Consider the following 16,424-nt stretch of genomic DNA (forward strand, 5'->3'; position numbering starts at 1 on the left):
TCCTATTAATTCACACTAAACATTTTTAATGGTTTATAAACGCCTTGGGCCGCATTGAAGTAGTATAATGCTTTGATTTGACCCTGATAGCGTAATGCGACTTGTTCATCCCTTATATTAATATTTTGTGGGGCCAAAAATCCACCATTTTGCACAATTTTCCAATCAGCATCACTTAAATCGACCGTAGGAAATGAACTTAATGCATGGTCAATTGGAAATAGGACCTTATCAATTTGACCCGCCTTCATTGCTGCTTCAACATCACTTAATGAATAGGCTTCAGCTAAAGTAAAACCACCACTTTTAATCCGGGTCAAGTCAGACATTACTGCCGGGACCCCTAAGATTTTACCAACCATAAAGGAAAGAGTTCTAACGTACGTTCCCTTTCCACAACCAACTTCAAATTGAATCCGTTGAACCTGTCGATCAGCATCATATTCAATTGGGGCGGTAATCTTAAAGTAATCAATGCGAACATGTCTTTCAGGTCGTTTGACTGTCTCGCCTGCCCTTGCATATTCATATAAACGTCGCCCGTTAACCTTCACGGCAGAATACATTGGTGGAATTTGTAGCAATGCTGGTTGAACTAACGACTGCATTGCTTGATTAATTTGTTCTAAACTAAATGGTGTGGTAATCGGCTTTTGGTCAACGATTTCACCGTCTAGATCCTCAGTGGTGGTGGAAACGCCAAGGGTAATTTCGCCACGATAGACCTTACCTGAGTCCATTAAGAAATCAACTACTTTCGTTGCATTCCCCACACAAATTGGTAACACACCATCCACGTTTGGATCTAAGGTGCCACTGTGGCCAATCTTTTTAGTCTTTAAAATTCCTCGTAACTTCCGGACACAATCAAAACTCGTCATGCCACGTGCTTTATTTAATGGAATAATTCCGTTCATGGTTAAAAACGCCCCTTATCATTTAAATTAGTACAATTCAGCAATTTTACACAAAAAAGGGTAGATAACAAATAATTTATTATCTACCCTCTTAAATTAACGATCTTCACGTTGTAACTTATTAATTAGTTGATCGATTTTACTTCCATATTGAATGGAATCATCTAGTTCAAAGTGAATTTCTGGTGTTTTGTAAACATTCCGTAACCGGGCTCCTAATGCACTGCGAATCATTCCAGTGGCCTTGTCTAAGCCCTTTTGCGTGTTTTCTTCATCACTCTTTTTATCAGATAAAATACTGTAAAAAATGGTGGCTTGTTGAAGATCACCAGTTACGTCAACACCAGTAATGGTAACCCCTTTAACTCTAGGGTCTCTAACTTCTTTTAATAGTAAGTCGTTAACTTCTCTTTGAATTTCTTGTTGTAGTCTACCTACTCGATATTGTGCCATGTTAATTCAACTCCTTGATCGATTTATTCGACTGGAACTTCTTTCATTACATAAGCTTCAATAACATCATTAACTTTAATGTCGTTATAATTTTCAATTGTTAAACCACATTCAAATCCTTGTTTAACAAACTTAGCATCATCCTTGAACCGTTTCAAACTACCTAATTCGCCATCAAAAATAACCACATTATCACGAATTAAGCGGACCTTACTATCACGGCCAATATAACCACTAGTGACCATTCCACCAGCAATCGTTCCGATTTTAGAAGCCTTATAAATTTCACGAACTTCAACTTGACCAGTAACTTCTTCCTTATAAGTTGGTTCAAGAAGTCCCTTCATTGCTGATTCAACTTCATCAATTGCATCATAAATAACTTGGTGAAGTCGAATATCAACATTATCGGTTTCAGCTTGGGCCTTTGCTTGTGGCGTAGGCCGAACGCTAAATCCAATAATAATGGCGTTACTTGCTTCTGCTAATGCCACATCACTTTCGTTAATGGCACCAACTCCAGTATGAATAATGTTAACCTTAACGCCTTCCACATCAATCTTTTGTAAGCTAGATGCTAACGCTTCTACAGAACCTTGCACGTCCGCCTTAATGATAACATCAACTTGTTTCATTTCACCTTCCTTAAGGGAATCGAACAAGTTATCAAGCGTAACGTGGTGGGTTTGACGCCGTTCATTTTCTTGCGCTTCTTGAGCCCGTTTTTCACCAGCTGCCCGGGCAGTCTTTTCATCATTAAAGACCACGAACCGGTCACCGGCTTCTGGAACATCATTTAACCCGGTAATTCCAACCGGAGTAGATGGGGTTGCTTCCTTTACATCTTGGTTGTGTTCATTGACCATCGTCCGAACCCGACCAAACGTATCACCAACCACGATTGGATCCCCAACATGCATGGTTCCTTGTTGAACTAACAGGGTTGCAACCGTTCCTTTTCCACGATCAAGCCGGGCTTCGATTACTGAACCAGCTGCATTTTGCCGTGGGTTGGCCTTTAATTCCATCACTTCTGCTTGTAATAGAATCATGTCCAATAATTCATCCACGTTCGTTCCAAACTTAGCAGAAATCTTAACAAAGATCGTATCGCCACCCCAGTCTTCTGGGATTAATCCATAGTTACTTAATTGTTCGGTAACGTGGTCTGGATTAGCACCGGGCTTATCAACCTTGTTAATGGCAACGATGATTGGTGTCTTAGCAGCCTTAGCATGGTTAATTGCTTCAACGGTTTGAGGCATTACTCCATCATCAGCAGCAACCACTAAAATAGTGATATCAGTGATGTCAGCACCCCGAGCCCGCATTGCAGTAAAGGCAGCATGACCTGGTGTATCTAAGAAGGTAATCGTCTTGCCATCATGTTTAACTTGATAGGCACCAATTCCTTGGGTAATTCCACCAGCTTCACCAGATGTAATATGAGAATGTCTAAGATAATCAAGTAACGTTGTCTTACCATGATCAACGTGTCCCATAATCGTAACCACTGGTGGCCGTTCTTCAGAATAAGCTGTGTTGTGTTCTTCTTCTTCGAATAACTTATCCAAATCAGATACATTCACTTCTTGCTTTTCTTCAGCCCCAATTCCATAGTCAGTGGCTAATAATTCAATCGTATCTTTATCTAAGGATTGGTTTTGGTTAACCATTACCCCTAACATAAATAACTTCTTAACGATTTCAGCTGGTTCTCTGTGCAATGCCTTTCCAATTTCTTGGGCGTTCATCCCATCAGTATATTCAAGCACTTTTGGAAGTGGATGATCCTTACGTTTAGGTGCTTCTTTATGCTTATGAATTTGACGAATCCGTTGATTCTTAGTGTATTTATTAAAGCTGTTGTTTCGCTTGTTGAACTTCTTTTTATTCTTACGGTTATTCTTGTTGTGGAATCCGTTCGAATTGCCACCATTTCCATTATTAGAATTAGTAGGCCGATTGCCACCATTGGATTGGTTATTATGGTTTGGCTTACTATTGTTATTGGAACGGTGGTCATTACTATTTTGGTGAGGCTTGTTATTAGCCCCATTGTTATGGTGTTGATTGTTATTTTGTGGCTTCCCATTGTTCGAATGCGAATTTGACCGATGTTGATTATTGCTTTGTGGTCGAGCACTGTTAGTGTGTGCACTTGAACGGTGTTGATTGTTATTACCACTCTTCAATGAAGCCTTAATTTGTTTTTCTTGTTCCGCATCAATCGTTGACATATGGTTGTGAACGGAAATGCCCTTACTATTAGCACTATTAATTAGTTGCTTACTAGTAACGTTGAGCTCCTTAGCTAATTCATAAATACGCTTTTTACCCATACGATCACTATCCTTTAATTAGATTTTATTTCACGTAGTTTATTAGCAAAGCCTCGATCTGCAATTCCCACCATTGTACGCGGTTTACCAATTGCATCACTCAAAGCTTGTTTGGTAATCGAATCATCATAATCAATTTGATATGAATGGGCCTTGTCAATAAACTTCTTGGTAGTTGATTTTCCGGTATCGCTTGCGATCACTAAGAAACTAATTTGTCGTTTCTTAATTGCGTTTAAAATAATGTCAGAGCCAGTCACTACCTTACCAGCTCGATTGGCAATACCAATTAAATTTAAAAATTGTTGTTGATTAGTCATTTTCAAATAATTTCTTCCGGGCTTGTTCATGGTCAGTATATGCAATTAATTCATCATAAAATTGATCATCAACATCCACTTCAAACACTTTATTAAAAGTCTTTTTACTTTTAGCTTGCTTAGCGATCTCAACGTCCATTGAGATGTAAGCACCCCGACCGGATTGTTTACCAGTCTTATCAATACTAACATTGCCCTCTTTATCGCGAACCACTCGAATTAATTCCTTCTTAGGAGCCATTTCGCCAGTAACAATGTCTTTTCGCATTGGAATCTTTCGACGACGCATAATAAATCCCCCCATTAACGACTATTAGTCTTCGTTTTCATCATTATCAGCATCTTCAGCAGCATCACTAGCTCCATAGATGTTATCGCCAGCTTCAGATTCAGACTTGATATCAATCTTAAATCCAGTCAATTTAGCAGCTAACCGTGCATTTTGACCACGCTTTCCAATTGCCAATGATAATTGGTAATCAGGAACGATTACGGTACATGCTTGTTCATTTTCAGGATCGAAAATAACGTCAACTACTTCAGAAGGGTTTAAGGCATTAGCGATAAAGCGAGCCTTATCATCGGTCCATTCAACGATATCCATGTTTTCGCCGCCTAATTCGTTGACGATTGTTTGAACCCGTTGTCCCTTTGGTCCTACAGTAGTCCCAACGGGATCAATATCAGGATTATTGGAACGAACAGCTACCTTAGCCCGATCACCGGCTTCTCTGGCAATTGAAACGATTTCTACAGTTCCATCATAAATTTCAGGAACTTCTTGTTCAAATAACCGCTTTAATAAGCCAGGGGCAGTCCGACTAACGAAGACTTGTGGTCCCTTAGCAGCATTTTCGACCTTAGTAACATATACCTTAACCTTATCTTGTGGACGGTATTCCTCATTTGGCATTTGGTTGCTAACTGGCATTACAGCTTCAACCTTACCTAAGTTAATATATACAAACCGGTTGTCAGAACGTTCCACTTCTCCTGTGATCAATTCATCTTGGTATTGACTGAATTGATTATAAACCATTTCGCGTTCAGCTTCACGAACTCGTTGCATAATAACTTGTTTAGCAGTTTGGGCAGCAATTCGACCGAAGTTTTTAGGGGTCACTTCAATCTTAATGTCATCGCCAACTTCATAACCATGACTAATTTGCATGGCATCTTTAATGCTGTATTCAGTTTGTGGGTCTTCAACGACATCAACAATCTTTTTCACAGCATAAACATGGATGTCGCCCTTCTTACCATCAAATTCTACATCTACATTTTGTGATTGACCATAATTTCGCTTATAAGCAGAAATCAATGCTGCTTCTAAAGCTTCAATAATCGCGTCTTTCTTAATCCCTTTTTCTTTTTCTAAGGCATCAAAAGCGCCTAACAGTTCTTTACTCATTATGATTCTCCTTTAAATTAAAACTTGATTGCAAGTCTTATCTTAGCAACTGCCTTTGCAGGAATTTCTAATTCTCTAAATACACTCATATCATTGTATTCAATTACTAAATCTTGATTATCATTTACCTGTTTTAAAGTTCCTTCATATACCTTATTCTTTTTGATTGGATAATATAAGGAAACATGAATGTAACTACCAATTGCTGATTCAATTTCTTGTTGATTTCGCAAGGGCCGCTCAGCACCTGGCGATGATACTTCTAAATAATATGCTTGTGGAATTGGATCAGGATCCATTGCATCTAATTTTTCACCTAATTGATCGCTAATGATTGCACAATCTTCAATTGTAATTCCCTTAGGCTTATCAATATAAACCCGTAGATACCATTTTTGGCTTTCTTTAACATATTCAACATCAAACAATTCGAAATGATGTTCATCTAAAATCGGTGTTAAGACGTCTTTCACAATCTCAGGAACGTTACTCAATTTGTATGCATACCTCCTATAAAATCCAATAAAAAGAGTGAGCATCCCTGCTCACTCTTTTCAACGAGTATTAATTACTTAATTAAATATACCATATTTGTGGTTAAAACTCAAATCAAAGCATGTCGAACAAGCTTAGTTGATTCTCATCTGGCAAGCCCTTTAGGACTCCATTTTCATCCATAAAGTCAATGATCTTTTTGGACACCTTTCCCCGTTTAGCAAGATCTTCCTTAGAAATAAACGCCTTATCTTCACGCGCTGCTACAATTTGTTTAGCAACGTTTAAGCCTAATCCCGGAATCGATCTAAATGGAGCTAATAGTTTATTATCCTCAATTAACCACTTATCAGCATCAGATCGATTTAAATCAATCATTTCGAATTCAAAACCCCGTTCTAGCATTTCATTAGCCAATTCCAGCACCGTTAATAAATTCTTATCCTTAGCTGATGCGTCATTGCCTTGATCTTGAATCGCTTTCATTGTTTCTTTAACGGATTCCTTACCACTGGCCATTGCCACGATATCAAAGTCATCCGCCCGAATCGAAAAGTATGCTGCATAGTATACGATTGGAAAGTAAACTTTAAAGTATGCCACCCGTAAAGCCATCAAAACATAGGCTGCCGCATGGGCCCGTGGGAACATATACTTAATTTTTAAGCAGGACTCAATATACCATTCTGGCACATTGGTGCTACGCATCTTAGCTTGCCATTCATCAGAAATACCACGACCTTTCCGAACTGATTCCATGATTTGAAATGATGTTTCAGAATCAAGTCCCCAGTTAATTAAATCGGTCATAATATTGTCCCGACATCCGATTACGTTAGCAATCGTAGCGGTTCCTTCTTTAATAATTTCATCGGCATTCCCTAACCATACGTCGGTACCATGTGATAGTCCGGAAATTTGTAGCAATTGAGAATAGTTTTCGGGATGTGTTTGTTCCAACATCCCCCGTACGAACTTAGTTCCAAATTCTGGAACCCCAAGCGTTCCCGTCTTAGATTGAATTTGTTCGGGCGTAACCCCTAATACATCGGTCCCAGAGAAAATCGACATCACCCCGGGGTCATCCATAGGAATCGTTTGAGGGTCCACCCCAGATAAATCTTGGAGCGTTCTAATCATCGTAGGATCATCATGCCCTAAGATATCCATCTTTAAGATATTATCGTGAATTGAATGGAAATCAAAGTGTGTAGTTTCCCACTCTGCTTGTTGGTCATTGGCCGGATATTGAATGGGCGTAAAGTCAAAAATATCCATATCACTTGGTACGATAATAATCCCGGCTGGATGTTGTCCGGTAGTTCGCTTTACCCCCACAGCACCCTGTGCTAATCGATCCACTTCTGCTGATCGAATATTTTGTTCAGTATCTCGTTCATATGCTTTAACGTAACCATATGCCGTTTTGTCAGCAACCGTTCCAATTGTTCCAGCTCGATAAACGTTGTCTTCACCGAACAAGACCTTCATATAATTATGCGCAATTGGTTGATAGTCACCCGAGAAGTTCAAATCAATATCTGGAACTTTGTTTCCTTTAAACCCTAGGAACGTTTCGAACGGAATATTTTGGCCATCACCAATCATTTCAGTTCCACATTCTGGACATTTCTTTCGTGGTAAATCATATCCAGATGAATATTCACCCTTAGTGTAGAAATGAGAATACTTACATTTTGGACAACGATAATGTGGTGGCAATGGATTCACTTCAGTAATTCCAGCCATGGTAGCAACTAGACTCGATCCAACTGACCCACGAGAGCCAACTAAATAACCATCCTTGTTACTCTTAAACACCAACTTTTGCGCAATTAAATAAATAACCGAGAATCCATTTCCAATGATACTTTTCAATTCTCGATCAATCCGCTTTTTAACTAAGTCTGGCAGGGGATCACCGTAGTAATCATACGCTTTAGTATACGTTAAGTTTTTTATTTCTTCTTCGGCACCATCAATGTGCGGTGTATATAACTTATCTTTAACTGGTCGAATATCGTCATCAATCATATCAGCAACTTGATTAGAATTGGTAACTACGATTTGATGGGCATCTTCATCGCCTAAGTAACTAAAGTCAGCTAGCATTTCATCGGTCGTTAAGAAGTGGACTTCTGGTAACGTTTGCCGATTCAATGGATTGGCACCACCTTGCGAATGAATTAAAATCTTACGATAAATATATTCATGCGGATCCAAGTAATGGACATCCCCAGTTGCAACTACTGGTTTATCCAAGTCTTTCCCCAACTGAACCATATTGCCGATAATTTCATGAAGATGATCACGATCATGAATTAATTGAGAATCAAGCATTGGTTGATAGTCAGCTTGGGGTTGTACTTCGAGATAATCATAGAATTTGGCTTTTTCTCGAGCTTCTTCCATCCCCTTTTGCAGCATTGCCATGAATACTTCCCCAGAAGAACAAGCTGATCCAACTAAAATTCCTTCACGATATTTAGTAAGGAGACTTCGTGGAATTCTCGGGACCCGATAAAAGTACTTAACATTGGATAATGATACCAACTTAAATAAATTTTTAAGGCCAGCTTGCGTCTGTGCTAGTAATGTCACATGAAATGGCCGAGCGTGTTTATACGCATCATGTTCAGTCATATGCTGATTCAATTGATCATGATATTGAATTCCATACCGGTCTTCAGCTGCTTTGACAAAGATGTAATTTAAGTGCCCGGTACTTTCAGCATCATAAACGGCCCGGTGATGATGTTCCAAGTTCACATCAAACTTTTTAGCTAGGGTGTTTAAACGATAACTCTTTAAGTTCGGATACAGGAATCGGGCTAACGGTAACGTATCAATAATCGGATTTGGGATGTGATCCATTCCTAGTCGCTCATATCCTACGTTCATAAAGCCAACATCAAACGTAACATTATGCCCAACTACAATTGCATCACCACAAAATTCTCTAAAGGCCTTTAATACCTCAGCTTCACTCTTAGAACCACGCACCATGTCATCAGTAATGGATGTTAAATTAGTGGTAAATTCACTCAAGTCAAAGCCTGGATCAATAAATTCTTCAAATTGATCTACAACGTTATTGTGGACCATCTTAACCGCTGATACTTCGATAATCTTATCATAAATGGCAGACAGTCCTGTGGTTTCAATATCAAAAACAACGTAAGTAGCCGTTTTTAGTGGCGTATGGGCATCATTAAATGCAATCTTCATTCCATCATCGACTACATTAGCTTCGACCCCGTAAATCATTTTTAAGCCGTTTTTCTGGCCAGCGCTATATGCAGCTGGAAAGCCCTGTAGTGCAGAATGATCGGTAATTGCTAGTGCTGAGTGCCCCCATTGTTTAGCCCGTTTAGCATAAGCATCAATTCCATCGATTGCATCCATTTGACTCATGTTCGTATGCAAGTGTAATTCAACTCGTTTTTCCTCAGCTGTATCCTTACGTTCTTCATGTTTGACTGTATTAATATCAAACGCATTCATTGTTAGTTCATGGGTAAAGTTATCTTCTTGAACACTTCCGCGTAATTTAAGCCAACTGCCCTTTTGGATGGCTTCAAATTGCGCTTCATCTTGTTCGTTCCGTGAAAACTTTTTAACTACGATTGATGAACTAAAATCAGTAATTTTAATGATTAAAAGTTGCCGTCCAGACCGTAATGAGCGAATTTCCTTATCAAAAACGAATCCCGTTAACACCACTGAACGTTCTTCTTGGTTCACATCAACCAACTTCGTAATTTCGGCATCAGCACTGATGGCCTTACCAAATAAAACTGGTCCATTACTTTTAGGTGCTGCCTTAGGACTATTAGCTCGTTTTTCATTTGCTGCTTTGATGGCATTAATTGCCTTTTGTGCAATTTTAGCATCATTTTCAGCCTTATTATTTTTAAACTCTTGAATTTTAGCCTGGGTTTCATTTTGATCAACAAATGTATGAATATTAAATTCAGGGAATCCGCATCGATGGTAAGTATCTTCGATGGGTCCAAGCGCTGAGTTAACTAGAAAATCTTTTACGATATCATTTTCAGCGACTAAATTAACCCGGTTATTATCAACAGATGGCACACTCGTATCACAAATTTGTTTAACCATGACCGAGTTAATCCCACTATTATTAACGACCCAATCCCAATACGCCTTAATTAAATGGCTATTTAACTTAGGTTGGTCTACCGTAATATCAAAACTCACATTAGCCAATGGCTTAAAGGTAGTTAACAGTCGATGAACAAAGTCGTTGAACACGTTAAATGGTAATTGTTCTTTAAAATGTAGCTTAAAATGCCACGCATGGGTTTGTTTATGAATATCTAGTTGATCAATTCGTGCGCCATCAAAACATTCATCATTTTGATGGTCGGATAATTCCAATTGGCTCAACAGCTTGTTAAATAATTCATGTTTATCCAATTATTTAATCCCCCTTAATCAGCAATAAAACAGGGCTGATGAATACCAGCCCTGTTTAGTTCTAATTCAATTCTTTTTGCAAAATTCCAATCGTATTGGTAATTTCAGCCTGCTTAACTTCTAATGTTTCACCAGTTTTTCTGATTTTAATTTCAACAATTCCTTCACTCGCTTTTTTACCAACTGTAATACGAATTGGAATTCCAATTAAATCAGAATCAGCAAACTTAACCCCAGCTCGTTCTTTTCGATCATCCACTAGGACTTCATAACCAGCTTGTTTTAAATCTGCTTCGATGTCATTTGCTAATTGCATTTGGTCATCTTTCTTCGCGTTGACTGGAATCACGTGAATATCAAATGGTGCAATTGAAGTTGGCCAAACTAATCCATTTTCATCTGCTTGTTGTTCAGAGATTGCAGATAATAACCGACTAACCCCAATTCCATAGCTCCCCATGATCATTGGCGTTTTACGTCCATTTTGATCTAATACTTCAGCACCAAGAACTTTAGAGTAACGAGTCCCTAATTTAAAGACATGCCCAATTTCAATTCCCTTAGTAAACTGAAGTTTTTCAGAACCATCAGGTGATAAATCACCCTTTTGCACAAATCTAAAGTCACCATAATCATCAACTTTAAAGTCACGATCTGGATTAACATTAACGTAGTCATAACCAGTTTCATTAGCACCAACTACGGTATTAACCATATCTTTAACTGCTTGATCAGCCAATACCTTGATGTCATCATTAATACCAATTGGGCCTACATAACCAGCTTCAGCACCCATATACTTTTTAACTTGCGCTTCATCAGCAACATCTAAGTAATCAGCACCTAGGTAGTTTTGTAATTTAACATCATTAACATCATGATCACCACGAACTAGGACCAACACTGGTTGTTCATCAGCGATGAATAGAACACTCTTGATGATTTGACTAGGTTCAACAGATAAGAACTTAGCTAATTTTTCAATGGTCTTAGTATCTGGCGTAGCCTTCTTAGTCAATGCTAATGGCTCAGCATCGTTCTTACTTGGAATATAAGCAGATTTAGCCATTTCAATATTAGCAGCATAATCACCATTATCAGAATAAACAATGGTGTCTTCACCCACTGCAGCTGGTGCAGAGAATTCAATAGAGTCAGATCCACCCATTGCACCACCATTACCAATGATCATCCGGTAATTAAGGCCAATTTCATTAAAAATATTGCAGTACGCTTTTTCCATTTCATGATAAATCTTATCTAGACCAGCTTCATCAACCGTAAATGAATATGCATCTTTCATAATAAATTCACGGCCACGTAGTAACCCATACCGCGGACGATCTTCATCACGATACTTAGCTTGGATTTGATAGAGTACCAATGGTAATTTTTTGTAGGAATCCACTGAACTCTTTAATAGTTCAGTAAATGTTTCTTCATGAGTAGGTCCTAAAATAAAATCTGTATCATGACGATTTTTAAATTTAAATAATTCTGGGCCATAAGTGGCATACCGACCAGAATCCTCCCATAACTTGGCAGGTAATACGGCTGGCATTAACATCTCATTAGCATTAATCGCATCCATTTGTTCCCGAATTATTTTTTCAATTTTGGTGATTACTCGATAAGCCAATGGCAAATAAGCATACATTCCTGCTGATACTTGTCTAATGTAACCAGCTCTCAACATCATTTGATGGCTAAGTGCTTCCGCACCATTTGGCACTTCTTTTAATGTAGGAATTAACATCGCAGATTGTTTCATTCAAACACACCTCTAACTTAAAATTTAATGGATAAAGAATCTCTCAATATCGTTCCATGTTACTAGAACCATTAAAACGACCATAAAAGCAAATCCGATAAACGTAACCACGGTCTCGACCTTTTCAGATGTCCGCTTCCGTCTAATTGCTTCAATAATATTCATAATAATTTTACCACCATCTAGGGCTGGAATTGGCAATAAATTCATAATTGCTAAATCAATTGATAAATAAGCAATGAAATATACGATTCCAGTTAATCCTAAACTAGCAGCTTGTTCAGTATGAGCAAAGATGGCTACCGGTCCACCCAAGTCATTTAAACTAAAGTGTCCTGTAATCATCGTTCCAATTGCTACTAACAACGTCTTAACCATCGCAAAGGTTTGGGTAAACCCTGATACTAGCATGGCACCTAAATTGGTATTAATGCCCCGGGTGATTCCAATCTGGGCTGATTTTTTGCCGTTACTAGTAATTACCTTCGGCTTTAATTTAATTTGATCAGTTTGATTACCACGTTCCACCGTTAAGTTAACCGGACGGCCATTCGTTTTATCTGAAATATTGGTAACTAACGCAGTCCAATCGTTAGTCTTAGTTCCGTTAACAGCAGTAATTCGATCCCCATCTTTTAATCCAGCATCTCGCGCAACACTATTGGTTTTTGCAACTTGAATTTGATTTGAATTCGTCAAAACGCCACCTTGTAAGAACGAAAAGATTGTAAACGCAACAATTGCCAAAACAACGTTATTAAATACACCAGCAAAATTAGTTAGCATTCGTTTCCAAACTGATGCTGATTGAACTTGTACATCTAATGGTGCAATCTGAATGGCTGTCCCGTCTTTTTCAATAATCATGGCATCATGATCAACAGAATACCGTTTTACGTTAGACTCATCACCATTTTCATAACCTTCAATCCAAAGGCCCTTTTCTAGGTCTGCATTAGTAACTACTAGTGGAATTCCTTTAAATAAAGAGTTCTTATTACTAGTGTTAATTTGTTCTACCTTATCTTGATCATTTAACTTCAGTGATACGGTCATTCCGGGACGAAGGCTTTCTTCATCATCATATCCACCAGCCATTCGAACGTATCCACCTAATGGCAATAGTCGAATGGTATAGGTAGTTCCGTTATAATGGTGAGCAAAGATTTTGGGACCCATTCCAATTGCAAATTCACGAACCATAATCCCTGATTTTTTAGCAACAATAAAATGGCCAAATTCGTGAACTGAAACTAAAATCCCAAAAACAATAATGAAAGCAATTATAGTTGTAATCATTGTTGTGCTTCCTTTCTATTAAAGAATATTAAATAAGTGTAGTACTGGTAGTACAAACAATAAACTATCAAAACGATCTAAAATCCCACCATGGCCTGGTAAGATTTTACCAGAATCCTTTACGTCATAATGACGTTTTAAGGCGGATTCTACTAAATCACCAAATTGTCCCATTACTGATGCCACAATTGTAATTAACAACATTGGCACTAATGAATAAAAATGCTGTGGGAAAATAACCGTTAACGCCGTACAAACAATCGTTGCTAATAGTGAACCACCAATTGAGCCTTCCCAAGTCTTATTAGGGCTAATATGAGGGGCTAATTTATGTTTACCAAAGTGTTTACCAAAAATGTAGGCACCACTATCAGTTAGCCACACAATCAACAATGCATAAAACACAACGTTAAGGCCAGTAGAACGAGCCATAATTAAATAATGAAAACCAATTCCAACGTAAAAAATAGCTAGCGTCGAAATTCCAACATCATCAAAGTTAAACCGATTCTTTGTAAAAACCATTCGTAATAATAACAACATTACAAATATGTACAAAATAAATGTAGCTGTTAAATAACTTGGCATCATGTTAATTAATCGGTTGGGTGCAATTAAGAACATACATCCGACAAACGCAATTATTGACTCTGGTGAAACAATAATCATCTTTTTCATTAATAAAATTTCACCCAATGCCACTAATCCGAGTGCAAAAGTTAAAATATCAAGCCAAATTCCACCTAACAATAGGACTGGAATAAAAATGCATAGTGCAATTACTGCAGTAATAACTCTTTGTTTCATCATGAACTCCTTATTATTTTGATTTAATGCCACCAAACCGCCGATCACGATTCTGGAATTCTAAAATAGCATTATTAAGTGTATCTGCATTAAAGTCAGGCCATAGACCATCCGTGAATACTAATTCACTATAAGCAATTTGCCACAACAAAAAATTAGAAATTCGTTGTTCACCGCTAGTTCTGATTAACAAATCAGGATCAGCATAAGGCGCTAATGATGAGGTCATCAAATGCTTTGCAAATAATTGCTCATCAATGTCACTAGGATCAATTGTTCCTGCTTGAACGGCTTCAGCAATTGATTGCGTTGCAGAGACAATCTCACTTCTAGAGCCGTAATTTAAAGCAAAGTTCAACACCATTCCATCACATTGAGCAGTATCATCCATTGCCTTTTGAACCACCTGTCTGGTGGCATCCGGTAATTTATCAATATACCCCATTACATTCACTTGGACATTATTTTCAATTAATTCTGGAACAAAAGCATCAAAAAACTTACCAGGCAAGCTCATTAAATAACTAACTTCTTGTTCTGGACGTTTCCAGTTCTCAGTCGAAAAGGCATACAAGGTCAATACCTTCACTCCTAGATTACTAGCAGCTTTAGTAATCGTTTTGACCGTTTCCATCCCACGCTTATGACCAGCAATCCGTGGTAAATGCCTTTTTTGGGCCCAACGACCATTCCCATCCATAATAATTGCAATATGTTTAGGAATGCGTTCTAAATCAACTTTAGATGATGCTTGTTTCTCTTTTTTTCCAAACATATAAATCTGCTGTATAAAACATAGAAAAGTAGCTGACTTTTCAGTTTTATATCCTTTCGTATATAAATTGCTATTTGACTTGCTTCCATTAACACCAATATTCTGACGTTTAACCATTAGGTAATCACATTGATCATCTTTTGAAGCACCTGGATACCATTTAGTATCTCGGACATAGCCTGCCCGCAGTTTCCGTTTTTGATTGTATTAATTTTAATGATTTCATCACGGCATGATGCTCACGATTATCTAGGAACTCACCATTCCGCTACTTTTTATGAAACAAATAAAGGATGAGTAAATACCCATCCTTTATATCATACATTATTTAAATTAGATTAACCACCTGAATAAAACGAATTGTTAATCAATTATTTTTGGTCTGGGCGTTGAATTAATCTCCATTCACCACGGTTACTTTCAATTAAAGTATTAAAGTACTTTAATAAGCTATTTGCTTCTTCTGGTTCTCTTTCACCTAGCATGTTAAGACCTTGACCAGTTGGAATTGGTTCTGACAAATCAGTAATTTCATTACCATTTTCGATCTTAGCTTTAGAAAAGGCAATAATCCAATCATCGGCGATTAACTTAGAAACAACAATAAATAAGTTAAAATCATCCCGAACATAAGCAGGCATTACATAAATGTCATCTTGAAGTGCTTCTAGTTTATTACCAGCGTAATTTAAAAATTCAGTGTTCCCATTAACAACCGGTTGGTTTAACCGGAAAACCATATTATTAAATTCTTCTGAACCTGGTGTGATTTCTACATTTTCTTCTTCAGCCATAAAACATTACCCCTTTAAAAATAAATTTTATTTATTAATTATTGGTGATTTCTTTTTCCTTATCGCTAACAATCGTGTCAACACCCTTGATAGCGTCATCAGTAATCTTTTGCACTTGGTCTTCTAAGCGATGAACTTCATCTTCAGTAAAGTCATCGTCCTTACTACCCTTTTTAACCGCATCCATTGCTTCACGGCGAACGTTACGCACGGCAACTTTACTTTCTTCACCGACTGCTTTAACTTGCTTAGCAAGTTCTTGACGCCGTTCTTCAGTTAGTTGAGGGATTACTAAACGAATTACACTTCCGTCACTAGCTGGGTTCAAGCCTAAGTCAGCTTCGTAAATTCCCTTTTCAATGTCACTAAGTGAACTTTCATCATAAGGACTGACCATGATTACTCGTGGTTCTGGAATTGAAATCGAAGCAACTTGGTTAACTGGTACTTCTGCACCATAGTAGTTAACCTTTACTCGATTTAGGATACTGGCATTGGCGCGTCCAGCTCGAATACTAGATAATTCGCGTTCCAAAACATCTTGTGCTTTTTTCATTTTGGACTTTGCATTATTTAAAATATCATTTGAATTAGCCATTA

General features: G+C 37.9%; 14 protein-coding genes. All 14 read right to left on the reverse strand.

All coding sequences use genetic code 11. The annotated features are described in order from the left end of the window. Window positions 1-5: 5 nt before the first annotated feature. On the reverse strand, window positions 6-917 hold the full coding sequence (gene truB / locus R4146_RS06025; protein ID WP_339960522.1) for a tRNA pseudouridine(55) synthase TruB: 912 nt from the start codon (window positions 915-917) through the stop codon (window positions 6-8). 96 nt (window positions 918-1,013) lie between these two features. Then, window positions 1,014-1,370, reverse strand: coding sequence for a 30S ribosome-binding factor RbfA (rbfA, locus tag R4146_RS06030; protein ID WP_339960523.1), 357 nt, complete (start codon window positions 1,368-1,370; stop codon window positions 1,014-1,016). A 23-nt stretch (window positions 1,371-1,393) separates the two neighbouring features. Continuing rightward, entirely contained in the window at window positions 1,394-3,712 is a 2,319-nt protein-coding gene (infB, locus tag R4146_RS06035) for a translation initiation factor IF-2 (protein WP_339960524.1), read from the reverse strand. A 14-nt stretch (window positions 3,713-3,726) separates the two neighbouring features. Further along, window positions 3,727-4,032, reverse strand: a complete 306-nt coding sequence (locus tag R4146_RS06040) for a L7Ae/L30e/S12e/Gadd45 family ribosomal protein (protein WP_339960664.1) — start codon at window positions 4,030-4,032, stop codon at window positions 3,727-3,729. Further along, a complete protein-coding gene (rnpM, locus tag R4146_RS06045; protein ID WP_339960525.1) occupies window positions 4,025-4,321 on the reverse strand; it encodes an RNase P modulator RnpM in 297 nt (98 codons plus the stop codon). The genes R4146_RS06040 and rnpM overlap by 8 nt, the downstream gene beginning before the upstream one ends. 24 nt (window positions 4,322-4,345) lie before the next feature. After that, window positions 4,346-5,443, reverse strand: coding sequence for a transcription termination factor NusA (gene nusA / locus R4146_RS06050; RefSeq protein WP_339960526.1), 1,098 nt, complete (start codon window positions 5,441-5,443; stop codon window positions 4,346-4,348). 17 nt (window positions 5,444-5,460) lie between these two features. Continuing rightward, window positions 5,461-5,937 (reverse strand): ribosome maturation factor RimP, encoded by a 477-nt coding sequence (rimP, locus tag R4146_RS06055; RefSeq protein WP_339960527.1) that lies wholly within the window; start codon window positions 5,935-5,937, stop codon window positions 5,461-5,463. A gap of 115 nt (window positions 5,938-6,052) precedes the next feature. Further along, a complete protein-coding gene (locus tag R4146_RS06060) occupies window positions 6,053-10,378 on the reverse strand; it encodes a PolC-type DNA polymerase III (protein ID WP_339960528.1) in 4,326 nt (1,441 codons plus the stop codon). 61 nt (window positions 10,379-10,439) lie between these two features. Further along, window positions 10,440-12,149: a proline--tRNA ligase gene (locus R4146_RS06065; protein ID WP_339960529.1), complete on the reverse strand. Its 1,710-nt coding sequence runs from the start codon at window positions 12,147-12,149 to the stop codon at window positions 10,440-10,442. A 24-nt stretch (window positions 12,150-12,173) separates the two neighbouring features. Further along, window positions 12,174-13,448 carry an RIP metalloprotease RseP gene (rseP, locus tag R4146_RS06070; RefSeq protein ID WP_339960530.1) on the reverse strand — a complete coding sequence of 425 codons (1,275 nt, stop codon included), beginning with the start codon at window positions 13,446-13,448 and terminating at the stop codon, window positions 12,174-12,176. An 18-nt stretch (window positions 13,449-13,466) separates the two neighbouring features. Next, on the reverse strand, window positions 13,467-14,255 hold the full coding sequence (locus tag R4146_RS06075; protein ID WP_339960531.1) for a phosphatidate cytidylyltransferase: 789 nt from the start codon (window positions 14,253-14,255) through the stop codon (window positions 13,467-13,469). Window positions 14,256-14,268: 13 nt separating this feature from the next. Continuing rightward, window positions 14,269-15,030 (reverse strand): undecaprenyl pyrophosphate synthase, encoded by a 762-nt coding sequence (uppS, locus tag R4146_RS06080; RefSeq protein ID WP_339960532.1) that lies wholly within the window; start codon window positions 15,028-15,030, stop codon window positions 14,269-14,271. Window positions 15,031-15,401: 371 nt separating this feature from the next. Beyond that, a complete protein-coding gene (locus tag R4146_RS06085) occupies window positions 15,402-15,824 on the reverse strand; it encodes a hypothetical protein (protein ID WP_339960533.1) in 423 nt (140 codons plus the stop codon). A gap of 34 nt (window positions 15,825-15,858) precedes the next feature. Continuing rightward, window positions 15,859-16,422 carry a ribosome recycling factor gene (gene frr, locus R4146_RS06090; RefSeq protein WP_339960534.1) on the reverse strand — a complete coding sequence of 188 codons (564 nt, stop codon included), beginning with the start codon at window positions 16,420-16,422 and terminating at the stop codon, window positions 15,859-15,861. Window positions 16,423-16,424 lie beyond the last annotated feature (2 nt).

The organism is Nicoliella lavandulae (genome assembly GCF_037546185.1).
GTDB classification, from domain to species: domain Bacteria; phylum Bacillota; class Bacilli; order Lactobacillales; family Lactobacillaceae; genus Nicoliella; species Nicoliella lavandulae.